The following is a 14,558-nucleotide window of genomic DNA, read 5'->3' as shown; positions in this document are numbered from 1 at the left end:
CCTTCCTTATTAACGAAAATATTTATGGCTAAAACTATTTTCTATTTACCCTGTTCATTGTGTTTTCACACATTTTTATGATATAGGATAAACCAATTTTAAACAAGTTTTATCCTTAAGTTCCCTAGCAATAAAGTTCACTTGACCATGAATAAGTGAATAGGAAATGATTTAAAATGAAACAAATTCATGTAGAATAAGGGGTATGATTTTATTTTTGCAGAAACCAGGTGACAATTATGAAAAAACTAAAAGTCATGACCGTCTTCGGAACCAGGCCGGAAGCGATAAAGATGGCGCCGCTCGTGCTTGAATTAAAAAAATACCCTGAAATAGAGTCCTATGTAACGGTGACTGCCCAGCACAGACAAATGCTGGATCAGGTGCTTGAAGCGTTTCGGATTAAGCCTGATTTCGATTTGAACATTATGAAGGAGCGGCAGACGCTGGCAGAAATTACGTCCAATGCGCTTGTGAAATTGGACGAGCTGTTTAAAGACATCAAGCCTGATATTGTGCTTGTCCACGGTGATACGACGACGACATTTGCCGGAAGCCTTGCCGCGTTTTATCATCAAATTGCTGTCGGGCATGTGGAGGCCGGTCTTCGCACAGGCAATAAATATTCTCCGTTTCCTGAAGAGCTCAACCGCCAAATGACCGGTGCTATTGCTGATTTGCATTTTGCACCGACAGGACAGGCAAGAGACAATTTGTTAAAAGAAAACAAAAAGGCCGATTCTATTTTTGTAACGGGCAATACAGCGATTGACGCGCTTCGCACAACAGTTAGGGAAGGTTATTCACACCCTGTCCTTGACCAGGTTGGTGAGGATAAGATGATTTTGCTGACTGCTCATCGCCGTGAAAACTTAGGCGAGCCGATGGAAAACATGTTTAAGGCCATCCGCAGAATTGTAGAGGAATATAATGATGTCCAGGTCGTTTACCCTGTGCACCTTAACCCTGTTGTCCGGGAAGCGGCTCAGAAGCATTTTGGCGACTCGGACAGAGTGCATCTGATTGAGCCTTTAGAAGTGATTGACTTCCATAACTTTGCGGCAAAATCCCATTTCATTTTGACTGATTCCGGCGGAGTGCAGGAAGAAGCGCCATCGCTCGGGAAACCAGTTCTTGTGCTTCGTGATACGACGGAGCGCCCTGAAGGAGTGGAAGCAGGGACGCTTAAACTTGCGGGGACAAATGAGGAGAACATTTATCAGCTTGCAAAAGAGCTCTTAACTGACGCCGATGAGTATCAGAAAATGTCCTATGCTTCAAATCCGTATGGTGATGGACAGGCCTCCCGCCGGATTGTAGAGGAATTGCTGTTTCACTACGGATATCGGAAGGAACATCCGGACTCTTTTACGGGTAAATAAAAAAGAAGCTTTGCACATAGGTGCGAAGCTTCTTTTGGTTTTAGCTTTCTAAGCTTTCTTTCAGTTCATTTGTGATGTCAGCTAGCTTGCTCTCATCTGCTTTATAGTAATAGACGTCATTGATTCTTGTGCCTTCGCCTTTCAGTTCGTGCTGCTTGATATGCTTTCGGGCGCCTTTGTAATCGGACTGGATATCCCACATATTATCAAACGTCAAATTGGTTTTCACATTATTTTCAACGACCTTAAACATATCTCCAAACTTTGTAACAGAAGAAATATTTGCCCCTTTGTTAATGATTCCTTCGATCACTTGGCGCTGACGGTCCTGACGTCCGAAATCTCCTCTTGGATCTTCTTTTCTCATTCGTGTATACGCTAATGCTTCTTTTCCGTTCAGTGTGATTTCTCCTTTACCGAATGAATAACCGTCATAGCTGAACGCAAATGTGCTGTTAACTGTGATGCCGCCGAGAGTATCAACCACGTCTCTAAAGCTTTCCATATTGACTTTTACAAAATAATCGACCGGAACATCGAGGAAGTTTTCAACCGTGTCAACTGTCATTTGTGTACCGCCATATGCGTACGAATGGTTGATTTTATCCATCGTGCCTTTTCCGATAATTTTTGTATACGTATCACGGGGAATACTGACCATATCTGTGGTGTTCGTTTTTGGGTTAACGGTCATATAAATGAGCGTATCGGCGCGTCCTTTATCGCCTGAACGTTCATCCACCCCCATAATTAAAACAGAAAACGGGTCTTTTTTATTGATATTAACCTCTGTATCTCTCTTTTTGGATTTATCAATACTTTCATGAATACTTGCCACGGTTGAAGCGGCTTTATGCCATAAGTAGTATGCGTAACCGCCTGTCCCTAACACAAGGATTCCAATAATAATTAATATCGTCAGTAATAAGGTTTTTTTCTTTTTTCTGCGTTTACTTCTCATTCTTTGCACCCCATCTGTTCAGTTAATTTGATTATGATTGAAATTTCCAGTAAATACAACTCTTTTTAATAGAAGAAACAAAATCCTATAATAGTCGATTTTTATAAAAAAAAGTTTCACTGTTTCTTAATTTTTCTTTAAAATATTAAATAACTGACGATAAAACATAATGAGGTGAAAAAAATGAAAAAATTGATTGGTTTAATGTTCTTTATACTGCTCCTTGCAGGTTGCGGGGCTGATAATCAAAAGAGCCAAGGTGAAGATGTGTCAACAGACAGTAACATCGAAACAGCAGAGGGTGTTTATGTAGGTTTAGCAGATACCCACACAATTGAAGTAACTGTGGATAACGAGCCAGTTGTTCTTGATATTACTGAAGAATCAACAAGTGAGCTTGAAAAATTCAATAATGGCGATAAAGTTACGGTGAAATATGAAGAAAATGGCGAGGGTCAACTTCTATTAAAAGATATTAAACGTACCAACTAAGATATGAGGAGGAACCTGAAATCTTGAATTTTTGCAAACGCTTGATCGTATGTTCACTTGCTGCAATCTTACTATTTATACCATCAGTTACTTTTGCAGCAGACTCAAACATTTCAGTCAAATTGTCAAATTATATTGGTAATAAATCTAGTATCAGTCTATCCCCAACAGGATTTTATAAAGTAACTGGAGATAATGTTGCTGTAACGGATCGTTTTGCAGGGGCATCAAGATACGAAACCGCTACTCTTGCATCCGGCAGTCAGTGGAAAAATCCTAATACAGTTATTTTGGTAAACCGGGATATTTTTATTGATGCATTGCCTGTTATCCCATTAGCAAAAAAACTAGATGCACCAATCTTATTTACTCAGCCTGATACGTTAACAAAAACTACTGAAAGACAAATTGCTAAATTTAACCCGGACAATATTTTAGTCATTGGGGGAGCACGCAGCATTTCAAAAGATGTAGAAAACAAGCTGAAATCATATGGCTCAGTTAAAAGGATAAGTGGAAAAAATAGATATGTATTATCTGAGAATATCGCTAAACAGATGGGCAGCTATGATAAAGCTATCGTTGTAACCGGAAAGGTATTTCAAGATGCGTTAGCCATAGCTCCTTATGCTGCGGCACAGGGATACCCTATTTTGCTTACTGAGAAGGATAAACTTCCGGATTATGATTTGCCAAAACAAGTGATTATAATCGGCAGTTCATTTAGTGTCAGTGACAGTGTAGAAAATGAAATAAAAAAAACTTCAACTGTACAGAGGATACCTGGATCAACCAGATATGAACTCACAGCAAATATTATTAAACAATTAAAGTTGAAGGCTGATAAAGTCGTAATGACGAACGGAACAAAGTACGCAGACGTATTAGTAGGTGCTTCGCTTGCTGCGAAGAAAAACAGCCAAATTTTATTTATTAAACAAGATAGTGTTCCTGCGGCAGCTAAAAGCATAACAAAAGAAAAAGCCACATATGCATACGACTTTATTGGAAGCACCAGTTCAATTTCTGCAGAAGTCGAGAATTCACTTGCTGATGAATTTTATTTAGCCGGCGGAAGCAACTATACTCTGAAAATCAACAATGGGAAATTAAATCTCGAAAATATAAAAACATATAGTAACTCTCTGAGGATTAAACCTGAAAAATACTCGACTTCTAACAGAATAAGTCTTAACGGAAATCAGTATCTTGGAACGGTTAATTTCTCTATTGAATCTACTAAATATATCAGACCGGTTAACGAAAATATTCCATTTGAGGATTATTTAAAAGGGGTTATTCCAAATGAAATGCCTGCCAGCTGGTCACTTGAAGCCCTAAAAGCACAGACTGTGGCTGCGAGAACCTACTCCATAACAAAAACGGGAACTACTGTACCTGATACAACAGCTTTTCAAGTTTATGGAGGATATAGTTGGAATTCAAACACCAATAAAGCGGTTGAGCAGACAAAAGGAAAAGTTCTGAAATATAACGGATCTCTTATAACAGCAACTTATTCTTCAAGCAATGGCGGTTATACAGAAGCGAGCAACGAAGTCTGGTCATCAAGTGTACCTTACTTAATTGCGAAGAAAGATTCTAAGGATCCTCAAATAGGCTGGACGCTTACACTCTCAAAACAACAGCTTGACACGAATTCGCTTGACTTAAATAAGCCATCTTCTTGGTGGTCTTCAGCAACTGAAACTGATGCTGCGAGGTTATCCGGAGTTAAAAATTGGATCTTGAAAAATAAAGAAACAGGAGCATCTTCTGTAAAAATTGCGAGTATAGAAGATTTGAGCTTTAGCGGTACAACACAGGGGCAACGTGCAAAAACAGCATCTATGAAAGTTAAGTATTTTGTTAAAAGCAGTACTGGCTCCTACAATCTAAGTAAAATTACAACCATCACTGTTCCGACAACTCAGCTAAGAACAATGATTGGTGCAACTGGTTTTAAAAGTACTTATGTGACTGTAAAAAAAGACAATTCAAAGTACACAATCAGCGGCAAAGGTTACGGTCACGGCATCGGAATGAGTCAATATGGAGCTAAGGCAAGAGCAGAAGCAGGAGATTCATATAGTTCAATTTTGAAATTTTACTATCCTGGGACAACTCTGACAAGTTATTAATTATTTTAAGGTGCTAAAGGCCATTTAAGGAGGAAAAGTAATTGCGTTCTTATATAAAAGTCCTAACAATGTGTTTTCTGGGACTCATTCTTTTTGTACCAACAGCATTGGCCGATAATTCGGTTAAAAGAGTCGGAGGAAGTAATAGGTACGGGACTGCAGTTCAAATATCAAAGCAGATGTACTCAACAGCGAGTACAGCGGTTATTGTTGGCGGAAGTTCATACGCAGATGCCATTTCAGCGGCACCTCTTGCTTATCAGAAGAATGCACCGCTGCTTTACACAAATGCTGATAAGCTCTCTTCTGAGACGAAAACAAGGCTAAAAGAAATGCGAACAAAAAATGTGATTATTGTAGGTGGTACACCAGCTGTTTCCTCTAATACTGCCAATCAGATCAAAAGCTTAGGCATCAGTATTAAACGAATTGCTGGAAGTAATCGCTATGATACAGCTGCACGGGTCGCAAGAGCAATGAACGCAACCTCAAAAGCTGTCATTTTAAATGGGTTTTTATATGCTGATGCTCCAGGGATCATCCCTTATGCAGCTAAAAATGGGTATCCTATTCTGTTTACAAACAAAACCTCTATAAATAGTGCGACAACAGCAGTGATGAAAGATAAGAGAATTACAAGTACTGTGGTTGCAGGAGGTACCGGAAGTATTAATAATACGGTGTATAACAAGTTGCCTTCTCCTACAAGAATTAGCGGTTCAAACAGGTACGAGCTTGCTGCTAATATTGTACAAAAACTAAACCTGTCAACGAGCACAGTATATGTAAGTAATGGTTTTAGCTATCCAGATTCAATCGCAGGAGCCACTCTGGCAGCAAAGAACAAGCAATCTCTTATTTTGACTAATGGTGAAAATTTATCTGGCGGCGCACGAAAAATTATCGGCAGCAAAAACATGTCAAACTTTACGATTATCGGAAATACTCCAGCTATAAGCACTAAAGTAGCTAATCAGCTAAAGAATCCTGTTGTAGGTGAAACAATTTTTATTGATCCAGGCCATGGAGATCAAGACTCGGGAGCAGTAGGAAATGGACTGCTTGAGAAAGAGGTAAACCTTGATATAGCGAAAAGAGTCAATACGAAGCTAAATGCTTCTGGTGCTCTTCCGGTAATGTCGAGATCTAATGATACGTTTTATTCTTTACAGGAAAGAGTAAGTAAGGCAGCCTCTGCCCAAGCTGATTTGTTCATCAGTATTCATGCGAATGCCAATGATAGCTCATCTCCAAATGGCAGTGAGACCTATTATGACACAACATATCAGGCAGCAAAAAGCAAACGATTAGCAGCTCAAATTCAGCCGAAACTTGCAGCTAATCTCGGGACAAGAGACCGTGGAGTCAAGCAAGCAGGATTCTATGTTATGAAATATTCTAAAATGCCAAGCGTTTTAGTTGAGACTGCTTTCATCACAAATGCAGCCGACGCAAGTAAACTGAAACAAGCAGTTTATAAAGATAAAGCTGCCCAAGCTATTCATGATGGTACAGTTTCATATTATAGATAAAAATGAAGAGACAAATCTAAATAACAGATTTGTCTCTTTTTTTATCGTTTACATGATTAAAACAAGGGCTTGTACATAAAATGATAAAGAACATTAATATAATTTATCAGAAAAGACACGTAATTCACACTTCTTAACAATCCATTTACAACCAATTAACATCCGTCTGCTAAACTGACTGGCATAGGTCATCATAACATCCCAAACAAATCGTGAGGTGTGTGTCAGTGGGTGCAGAAAAAAGCATGAATGTGAGTCGCGAATTCTCAGTGCAGCAAGCATCATTTGCATTATCTGAAAAAACGGCTCGTTATTTGGCAGTAAAGCGCGTGATGGATATTTGGTTTGCGCTGATTGGATTGGTGGTTGTGCTGCCAATGATTGCGGTATTTTCAATATTGATTTGTTTGGAGACGCCGGGGCCTGCCATCTATACGCAGGAGCGTGTAGGAAAAGGCGGGAAACCTTTTAAGCTTTATAAGCTTCGTTCCATGAAAATAGATGCCGAGAAGTCTGGGGCGGTTTGGGCGCAGAAGCAGGATCCGCGGGTGACACGAATTGGAGCATTTATCAGAAGAACGCGAATTGACGAGCTTCCTCAGCTGTTTAATGTGCTGAAAGGCGATATGAGCATGATTGGACCTCGCCCGGAACGTCCAGTGTTTACGGAAAAGTTCCAGAATGAGATTCCGGGGTTTACACAGCGTCTGGCTGTCAAACCGGGATTGAGCGGCTGGGCGCAGGTGAACGGCGGTTATGACATGACGCCGAAGGAAAAGCTTATATTTGATTTATATTACATTCGCAATCTGACTTTCATGTTGGAATTAAAAATTATGTTAAAAACTTGTAAAGTAGTCTTGACAGGTGATGGTGCAAGATAAACATCTGCATTCGCCATCAAACTGAGCTTAAAAAGAAGTAGGGAATATGATGCCAAGTATTACAAAACAAATCATGAGCGGCGCAAAGTGGACAAGTGTTTCAACAATCTGTATTACAATCATTCAAATCGTTCAGTTTGCCTTGCTTGGAAATATGATGACCTTAACGGAATTTGGACTCGTCGGCATGATTACAACGGTTACAATATTCGCCCAGATTGTGCTTGATATGGGTTTTGGCGCCGCGTTAATTCAAAGAGATGACGCCACGGAGCGCCAGCTGTCAACATTGTATTGGCTGAACATTATGACCGGCATTTTGCTGTTTGTGCTTTTATATGTGTGCAGTCCCGTCATTGCGGGATTTTATCAAAGAGAAGAGCTTGTGTTTCTCATCAGGATTTTGGGGATTATGTTTTTGGTAGCTCCGATCGGACAGCAGTACCAGTATATGCTGCAGAAGGAGCTGCAATTTAATACGTTAAGCAAAATAGAGATTTTTTCAAATGTATTGTCCTTCGGATATTTAGCGATAGCGGTTTTTATGACAGATGCGATTTTGGCGTACGTGATTTCTCAGGTGCTGCTGCAGTCCAGTAAAGGGATTTTATTCTGGGCTGTATACCAAAAAAAATGGCGTCCATCCTTTGTTTTTGATCTAAGGGGAATGAAGGAGTTCTTCTCCTTTGGAGCCTTTCAGCTTTCATCCCGTCTTGTGAACAGGCTGGGAGCGAACATCGATATGATCTTAATCGGCCGGTTTATCGGTGCCGAAGCGCTGGGCATTTATAATCTTGCCTACCAGATTGTCACCATTCCGGTTTTGAAAATTAATCCGATTGTGACACGGGTCGCGTTTCCCATTTTCGCCAAAAACAAATACGAAAACAGCGTGATCAGAGAAGGCTTTCTGAATATGACAAAAATGCTTGCGCTTGTATCTTTCCCGCTGTTAATTGGGCTCGTATCCGTGTCAGACGCCTTTATCGCAGCTGTTTTCGGAGAAAAATGGCTTGCTGCTGTCCCTGTTCTGAATGTTCTTGCCATCGTCGGGATACTCAGGGTGCTGATGAATCCGAATGGTTCTGTGCTTCTTGCTAAAGGAAGAGCGGATTTGGCTTTTTATTGGGACTCCGGCGTCATGCTGCTGTATGGTTTGTCGCTGTTTGCAGCTGTTCAGACGGGCAATCTTCTGACTGTCGCTTGGATATATGCCGTCATCAGCGTTTGCAACTTTCTAATCGGTCGCTGGCTGCTGGCATATGTCATTAAGCTCAATCTTTCAGCTTATTTTAAAGCCGTTATGAAGCCGTTTCTGATCACAGCGGGTATGGCCGTTATCGCGTTCGGCGCGAGTTTAGGAACAGAACGCTTCAGCATGCAGGCGGAAATGAGGCTGGTAATTTCGGTGGCGGCCGGGTCGCTCTGCTATCTCTTTCTTTTGGGTAAAGCGTACCCCCAGATGAAAAGCAAACTACTAAGAAAAGGACGTTTGTCATGAAGATTTTGTGGATCACAAGCGTATATCCAAGCAGTCTGAAACCCGGCGAGGGTGTGTTTCATGAAACACAGGTGCAAGAGCTGCTGAAGCTCGGGCTGGATATCACCGTGATATGCCCAAGACCTTTTCACCCTGCGCCTGTCCGTATGCTGAAAAAGGCATACCGAAAAAAGGATGCCAGACCAGAATATGAGATACGGAAAGGAATCCCGGTTTACCGGCCTTTCTATCCCGCTGTTCCCGGCCAGCTGAAATGGGCTCAGCCACACCGGCGTATTGGGGCAGCTGTTTTAAAAACCATTAAACAGCATGACTTAAACCCTGATCTGATCCATGCGCACTTTGCTATGCCGTCGGGCGGGGCTGCGGCAGTCGTGTCAAAGACAATCGGGATTCCGTATATTTTGACTTTGCATGGCAGTGATGTGAATGTCTATCCTCACTACAGCAAAGGCGCGTTTAAAGCCTTCAAAACTGCGGTTGGTTCCGCATCTGCAGTTCTTGCAGTCAGCGAAAAGCTTCAGGAAGAAACCAAAAAACTTTCTGGCTTTGACAGTACGGTTTTGCCGATCGGCATACAGCTCAGCCGTTTTCAGGAAAATGAGCAGACAAAAGAAGAAATCAGAAAAAACCTCGGGCTCCCGCTTGACCAGCGCCTTGCTGTCTATGTGGGCAGGCTCGTTAAGGAAAAAGGCATTTTTGAATTGTCAGATGCCATTGAGATGATGGACGAAGCGCCTCGAGCCGTTTTTGTCGGAGACGGTCCCGCAAAATCTTTGCTGATGCAAAAGGGACATATTGTAACAGGCCAAGTGCCGAATCACAGGGTGAGAGAGTATTTGCTCGCCGCAGATATGTTTGTGCTCCCTTCTTATAGCGAAGGAATGCCGACAGTTGTGATCGAGGCGCTGGCACTGCGGGTTCCTGTCATCTGTACAGATGTCGGTGGAGTGGCTTCATTATTCGGAAAGCACCGGCATTTGCTGATTGAACCGAAATCAGCTCAAGCCTTAGCAAACACGATCTCTTTATACGTAAAAGATCAAATATGGCAGCCGGAAGTGGCGGATGAATTATATCAAATCATTCACACTCAATATGACGCCGGGAAAAATGCCAGGGCGCTGCATGATCAGTATCAGATGGTTCTGAAAACACCTGTTTAATCGTAAGTAACTGCGACCAATATAAATAGGAAGATGAATTTACAGGAGAGGGATGAGGGCTGTGAAAAAAATTGCTGTCATTGGAACAGGATATGTAGGACTCGTATCAGGCACCTGCTTTGCGGAAATCGGAAATAAAGTGATTTGCTGTGATATCAACGAATCAAAAATCAGAAGTCTGAAAAACGGAGTAATCCCAATCTATGAACCAGGGCTTGCAGATTTAGTTGAAAAAAATGTGTTAGAACAGCGTCTGTCTTTTACTAACGATATTCCGTCTGCCATTCGGGCTTCAGACATTATTTATATTGCAGTCGGAACCCCGATGTCTAAAACAGGCGAAGCTGATTTAACGTACGTCAAAGCGGCTGCGAAAACGATCGGTGAACATCTCACCGGCTACAAAATCATTGTCAATAAAAGCACAGTCCCAGTCGGTACCGGAAAACTGGTTCAATCTATCGTTCAAAAAGCTTCGAAGGGAAGATGCTCCTTTGATGTTGTATCCAACCCTGAATTTCTTCGGGAGGGCTCAGCGATTCATGACACGATGAATATGGAGCGTGCCGTCATAGGATCTACCAGTCATAAAGCCGCTTCCATCATAGAGGAATTGCATCAGCCTTTTCATGCCCCTGTTATTAAAACGAATTTAGAAAGTGCAGAGATGATTAAATATGCTGCAAATGCATTTTTGGCTACAAAGATTTCGTTTATTAACGATATCGCGAACATTTGCGAGCGAGTCGGCGCGGATGTCTCAAACGTTGCTGACGGCGTCGGGCTCGACAGCCGGATCGGCAGAAAGTTCTTGAAAGCGGGTATTGGGTTTGGCGGCTCCTGCTTTCCTAAGGATACAACCGCACTGCTTCAAATTGCCAAAACGGCCGGATATCCATTTAAGCTCATAGAAGCCGTCATTGAGACAAATGAAAAGCAGCGCGTTCACATTGTAGATAAGCTCTTAACTGTGATGGGAAGCATAAAAGGGAGAACCATTTCCGTGCTCGGATTGGCCTTCAAACCGAATACAAACGATGTGAGATCCGCTCCTGCTCTAGATATTATCCCGATGCTGCAGCAGCTGGGCGCACATGTAAAAGCATACGATCCGATTGCTATTCCTGAAGCTTCAGCGATCCTTGGCGAACAGGTCGAGTATTATACAGATGTGTATGATGCGATTGAGGACACTGATGCATGCCTGATCTTAACGGATTGGCCGGAAGTGAAAGAAATGGAGCTTGTTAAAGTGAAAACCCTCTTAAAACAGCCGATCATCATCGACGGCAGAAATTTATTTTCACTTGAAGAGATGCAGGCAGCCGGATACATTTATCACTCCATCGGCCGTCCTGCTGTTCGGGGAGCGGAGCCTTCTGACAAGTATTTTCCGGGCTTGCCGCTCGAGGAATTGGCTAAAGACTTGGGGAGCGTCAACCTATAAAAAGAAAAAGTGTTACTTGGTTAAAGCTGCTGGCTGCTTAGGCTCGGCCGCCGGCTCCTGAAACATCAGGAAAGGGGTTAAACATGTGAGTATCAAACGTTCAGCGGTCCATACGCTTTCGTTACTGGCCGCTGCCATATTTGGAGTCGTCCTATTGCTGGGAGCCATCCGTACAGATATAGGTTTAATACAGATGGCTGCCGTGCTTGCGGTGTTGGCAATTGGTCTGTTTGTACTGACACTTGCAACCGCATTTACAACAAAAGAACGGCTCTTTATGGCTGTAATCTATATTTTGATCGCCTGCACTTTTTTAAATAATGCATTTTTCGCGATTCATCTTGGATTTTTCAGTTTGTTTCTTTACAGGCTTCTGCTCATTGCAGCGGGGTGCCTCCATGTGATCGGTGTGGTGCGGAATCGAACACATATTGAAAGGTGGAACGGACTGCAAGTGAAAGGGATTTTGCTCTTTTTCGCTTTTTGGTTTATATACGGCCTTGTTTCTCTGCTATGGGCCAAATCAGTTACAGATGGTCTGAAATATTTAGCACTGCTGGCGATGGGGATATTTTTTATTTATCTTATTGTGATGTATGTGCAAAAAATGGAACGTCTGATGATTATTTATTCCATCTGGCTGGTGATGACGGTATTTCTGATGATCATCGGTTTTTACAATCATATCACGCATCATCATCTCCCGAGTTCGACATTGTACAGCGGACCGGAATATAAGCAGCATTATCCGACCTCAGTCTTCTTTAATCAAAATGATTTTGCGACATTTTTGTCGATCAGTTTCTTTTTTTACATCGCAATGGTGAAAAACATAAAGAACGGTTACTTAAAGGGAATTGGCCTTGTGCTCTCGCTTGGTGCGTTGTATTTAATCTTTGCGACTGGTTCCAGAGCCAGCCTGCTGGGCGTTTTTGCGGGAATAGCCGTCTACATTTTTATTGTCTTGCCGCCTGTTCTGAAAAAAATCGCTATTTGGCTGTCGGCAGCAGGAATTGCGGTCTTTGCGGCTCTTTTTGCCAGCCGGATTTTCGCATTGTTTTGGAAGCTGTTCCTGGCTCCTCAGACGTCTCATTCATTCCAAGAGACACTTCCGTCCAATGTGGCCAGAGCCAATCTGTTAAAAAACGCATGGCACTTCTTCCTTGACTCATACGGATTCGGAGTGGGCGCAGGCAATGTGTCTTATTATCTTGAGCATCATGCTTTATATGATACTGACAACGTGACAGAGGTGCACAATTGGCTGGCAGAGATTCTGGCAAACTTCGGCTTGCTTATCATGCTCGGCTATCTGGCCATTTATTTATACCTGATGTGGGTGCTTTACAGGTTTTATGAAAGAAAAATGGAAAATCAGTCAAAACTGATCACAGAAGGGCTCATCACAGCTATGGTCAGTTTCCTGGTATCCAGCATCAGCCCAAGCTCTGTCTCAAATTTATTTTTCCATTGGGTATTTCTGGCGCTCGTCATCGCCGCGGTGAATGTCTTAAGGCGATCCAGACAGCAGCTTGAGCCCATATACCGGTAAACAGACTACAAAAAAGCAGGGAGACTTATATGAAGGATATAGTGATAAGATTAGCCCGGCGCATAAAGAAAAATATCATCTGGATTATATTATTGCCGCTTATTTTAGGTGCGGCGGGGTATATACTGCCGTCCCAAATCGCGGATAAAAAGAGTTACACAGCTGAGGTTACTTTAGCTGTGGGGAGCTATGATCATCCCATTTATAACAGTACAGAAGAGATCCCGCTCCTGCTGAGGAGTGATGCTTTTTTGAAAGAGGCGCTTCCTGACGAAAAAGATGAAGATCTTGCAGAGATCAAAGAGAAGCTCACCGTGAAATCGGAGTCTAAGTCTTTACTGTCTTTGAGCTATGCCGACCAGGATCAGGAAAGAACCGAATCGGTGTTAAACGCTGTTTCCTCCACCTTTCTCAAAAACGACCAAAAGCTGTTTGAGGAAAGAGAAGCCGTTATCCGCCGCAGCATAGACGCGCTGGAAGGTGAAACAGTGAGCGAGGATTCCAAGGTGGATAAAGAAAGATTTTTGTATGAGCTGAAAAACACACAGCTTAATCTGAAAGCGGCCAGTGCCGTTGAATCTGAAACCGTAAGTGAGGCATCAGGCGGAGGAATGTCCCCGAAAAAGAAAGCGGTTCTGGGTGTTCTGATCGGCATAACGATTGCCTTTATGTTCGTTGTCATTCCTGAATTTTTCAGAGAGTCCTTTTAAAATCATACGATGGAGATGTGATCATGACCAACTGGAAACCTCTCGTATCTGTCATTACACCTTCTTATAATGCGCGTGACTATATTGAAGACACGATTCATTCAGTATTAGATCAGAGCCACCCTCATTGGGAAATGATTATCGTGGACGATTGCTCAACGGATGGCACACGCGACATTTTAAAGCAGTATGAGAAGATAGATGAAAGAATTCATGTGATCTTTCTAGAAGAGAACAGCGGAGCCGCGATAGCAAGAAATAAAGCGCTGGAACATGCCCAAGGACGCTATGTGGCCTTTTTGGACAGTGATGACAAATGGAAAAAAGACAAACTGAAAAAGCAGCTTAATTTTATGATGGAGCGGTCCTGTGCGTTTTCCTTTACAGGCTACAGTTTAATGTCGCAGGACGGGGTGCCGATGGATAAATTCATTCATGCTCCCGAAAGCCTGACATATGATGATGCTCTTAAAAATACCATTATCGGCTGTCTAACGGTGATGATTGACAGGGAACAGACGGGACAGATCCAAATGCCGAATATTAGAACGAGGCAAGACTTGGCAACATGGCTGTCTCTTTTAAAAAAGGGTTTTACAGCTTACGGAATGAATGAGTGTTTAGCTGAATACCGGCTTGTCAATAATTCGATTTCAAGCAACAAATGGAAGGCTGCAAAAAAAACATGGTTTGTCTACAGAGAGATCGAACGGCTCCATTTAATGAAAGCGACATGGTGTTTTGTTCAATATGCGAAAAACGCGGTGAAAAAAAGACTATAACCGCAAAC

12 protein-coding genes are annotated in these 14,558 nt (G+C 42.3%); 11 read left to right on the top strand and 1 reads right to left on the bottom strand.

Annotated features, from left to right (window positions below):
* Window positions 1–239: 239 nt before the first annotated feature.
* Window positions 240–1,382: a non-hydrolyzing UDP-N-acetylglucosamine 2-epimerase gene (gene wecB / locus P3L57_RS17700; RefSeq protein WP_059335058.1), complete on the top strand. Its 1,143-nt coding sequence runs from the start codon at window positions 240–242 to the stop codon at window positions 1,380–1,382.
* A gap of 40 nt (window positions 1,383–1,422) precedes the next feature.
* On the opposite strand, the gene tagU is transcribed toward wecB, so the two are convergent.
* Window positions 1,423–2,343 (bottom strand): polyisoprenyl-teichoic acid--peptidoglycan teichoic acid transferase TagU, encoded by a 921-nt coding sequence (gene tagU, locus P3L57_RS17695; protein WP_069486841.1) that lies wholly within the window; start codon window positions 2,341–2,343, stop codon window positions 1,423–1,425.
* Between the two features lie 183 nt (window positions 2,344–2,526).
* On the opposite strand from tagU, the gene P3L57_RS17690 reads away from it, so the two are divergent.
* From P3L57_RS17690 to tuaG, 10 genes are all read left to right on the top strand, one after another.
* A complete protein-coding gene (locus P3L57_RS17690; protein WP_044159504.1) occupies window positions 2,527–2,835 on the top strand; it encodes a tudor domain-containing protein in 309 nt (102 codons plus the stop codon).
* A 23-nt stretch (window positions 2,836–2,858) separates the two neighbouring features.
* A complete protein-coding gene (locus P3L57_RS17685; protein ID WP_069486842.1) occupies window positions 2,859–4,976 on the top strand; it encodes a SpoIID/LytB domain-containing protein in 2,118 nt (705 codons plus the stop codon).
* Window positions 4,977–5,017: 41 nt separating this feature from the next.
* Window positions 5,018–6,508 (top strand): N-acetylmuramoyl-L-alanine amidase LytC, encoded by a 1,491-nt coding sequence (gene lytC / locus P3L57_RS17680; RefSeq protein ID WP_277617454.1) that lies wholly within the window; start codon window positions 5,018–5,020, stop codon window positions 6,506–6,508.
* Between the two features lie 227 nt (window positions 6,509–6,735).
* On the top strand, window positions 6,736–7,392 hold the full coding sequence (locus P3L57_RS17675; RefSeq protein ID WP_069486844.1) for a sugar transferase: 657 nt from the start codon (window positions 6,736–6,738) through the stop codon (window positions 7,390–7,392).
* Window positions 7,393–7,441: 49 nt separating this feature from the next.
* The gene (gene tuaB / locus P3L57_RS17670; RefSeq protein ID WP_069487007.1) at window positions 7,442–8,893 is read left to right on the top strand and encodes a teichuronic acid biosynthesis protein TuaB; all 1,452 of its coding nucleotides are present in this window, start codon (window positions 7,442–7,444) and stop codon (window positions 8,891–8,893) included.
* Entirely contained in the window at window positions 8,890–10,059 is a 1,170-nt protein-coding gene (tuaC, locus tag P3L57_RS17665; protein WP_069486845.1) for a teichuronic acid biosynthesis protein TuaC, read from the top strand. Before tuaB ends, tuaC begins: the two co-directional genes overlap by 4 nt.
* A 61-nt stretch (window positions 10,060–10,120) precedes the next feature.
* Window positions 10,121–11,506: a UDP-glucose 6-dehydrogenase TuaD gene (gene tuaD, locus P3L57_RS17660; protein ID WP_083244509.1), complete on the top strand. Its 1,386-nt coding sequence runs from the start codon at window positions 10,121–10,123 to the stop codon at window positions 11,504–11,506.
* A gap of 85 nt (window positions 11,507–11,591) precedes the next feature.
* Window positions 11,592–13,058: a teichuronic acid biosynthesis protein TuaE gene (gene tuaE, locus P3L57_RS17655; RefSeq protein WP_069486846.1), complete on the top strand. Its 1,467-nt coding sequence runs from the start codon at window positions 11,592–11,594 to the stop codon at window positions 13,056–13,058.
* 29 nt (window positions 13,059–13,087) lie between these two features.
* Window positions 13,088–13,768, top strand: a complete 681-nt coding sequence (tuaF, locus tag P3L57_RS17650) for a teichuronic acid biosynthesis protein TuaF (protein WP_069486847.1) — start codon at window positions 13,088–13,090, stop codon at window positions 13,766–13,768.
* 23 nt (window positions 13,769–13,791) lie between these two features.
* Window positions 13,792–14,550 carry a teichuronic acid biosynthesis protein TuaG gene (gene tuaG, locus P3L57_RS17645; protein WP_044159485.1) on the top strand — a complete coding sequence of 253 codons (759 nt, stop codon included), beginning with the start codon at window positions 13,792–13,794 and terminating at the stop codon, window positions 14,548–14,550.
* The last annotated feature ends 8 nt before the right edge of the window (window positions 14,551–14,558 follow it).

Origin of the sequence: Bacillus sp. B28, from assembly GCF_029536185.1 — a bacterium.
GTDB classification, from domain to species: domain Bacteria; phylum Bacillota; class Bacilli; order Bacillales; family Bacillaceae; genus Bacillus; species Bacillus halotolerans.
Note: the sequence above shows the minus strand (reverse complement) of the source record. Positions and strands in the feature narration are given on the sequence as shown.

What these genes read in the sequence shown, in the direction of transcription:
- wecB (WP_059335058.1), top strand. Translation starts at nt 240, where the DNA reads ATGAAAAAACTAAAAGTCATGACCGTCTTCGGAACCAGGCCGGAAGCG.
- tuaF (WP_069486847.1), top strand. Translation starts at nt 13,088, where the DNA reads ATGAAGGATATAGTGATAAGATTAGCCCGGCGCATAAAGAAAAATATC.
- tagU (WP_069486841.1), bottom strand. Translation starts at nt 2,343, where the DNA reads ATGAGAAGTAAACGCAGAAAAAAGAAAAAAACCTTATTACTGACGATA.
- tuaB (WP_069487007.1), top strand. Translation starts at nt 7,442, where the DNA reads ATGCCAAGTATTACAAAACAAATCATGAGCGGCGCAAAGTGGACAAGT.
- P3L57_RS17690 (WP_044159504.1), top strand. Translation starts at nt 2,527, where the DNA reads ATGAAAAAATTGATTGGTTTAATGTTCTTTATACTGCTCCTTGCAGGT.
- tuaC (WP_069486845.1), top strand. Translation starts at nt 8,890, where the DNA reads ATGAAGATTTTGTGGATCACAAGCGTATATCCAAGCAGTCTGAAACCC.
- tuaG (WP_044159485.1), top strand. Translation starts at nt 13,792, where the DNA reads ATGACCAACTGGAAACCTCTCGTATCTGTCATTACACCTTCTTATAAT.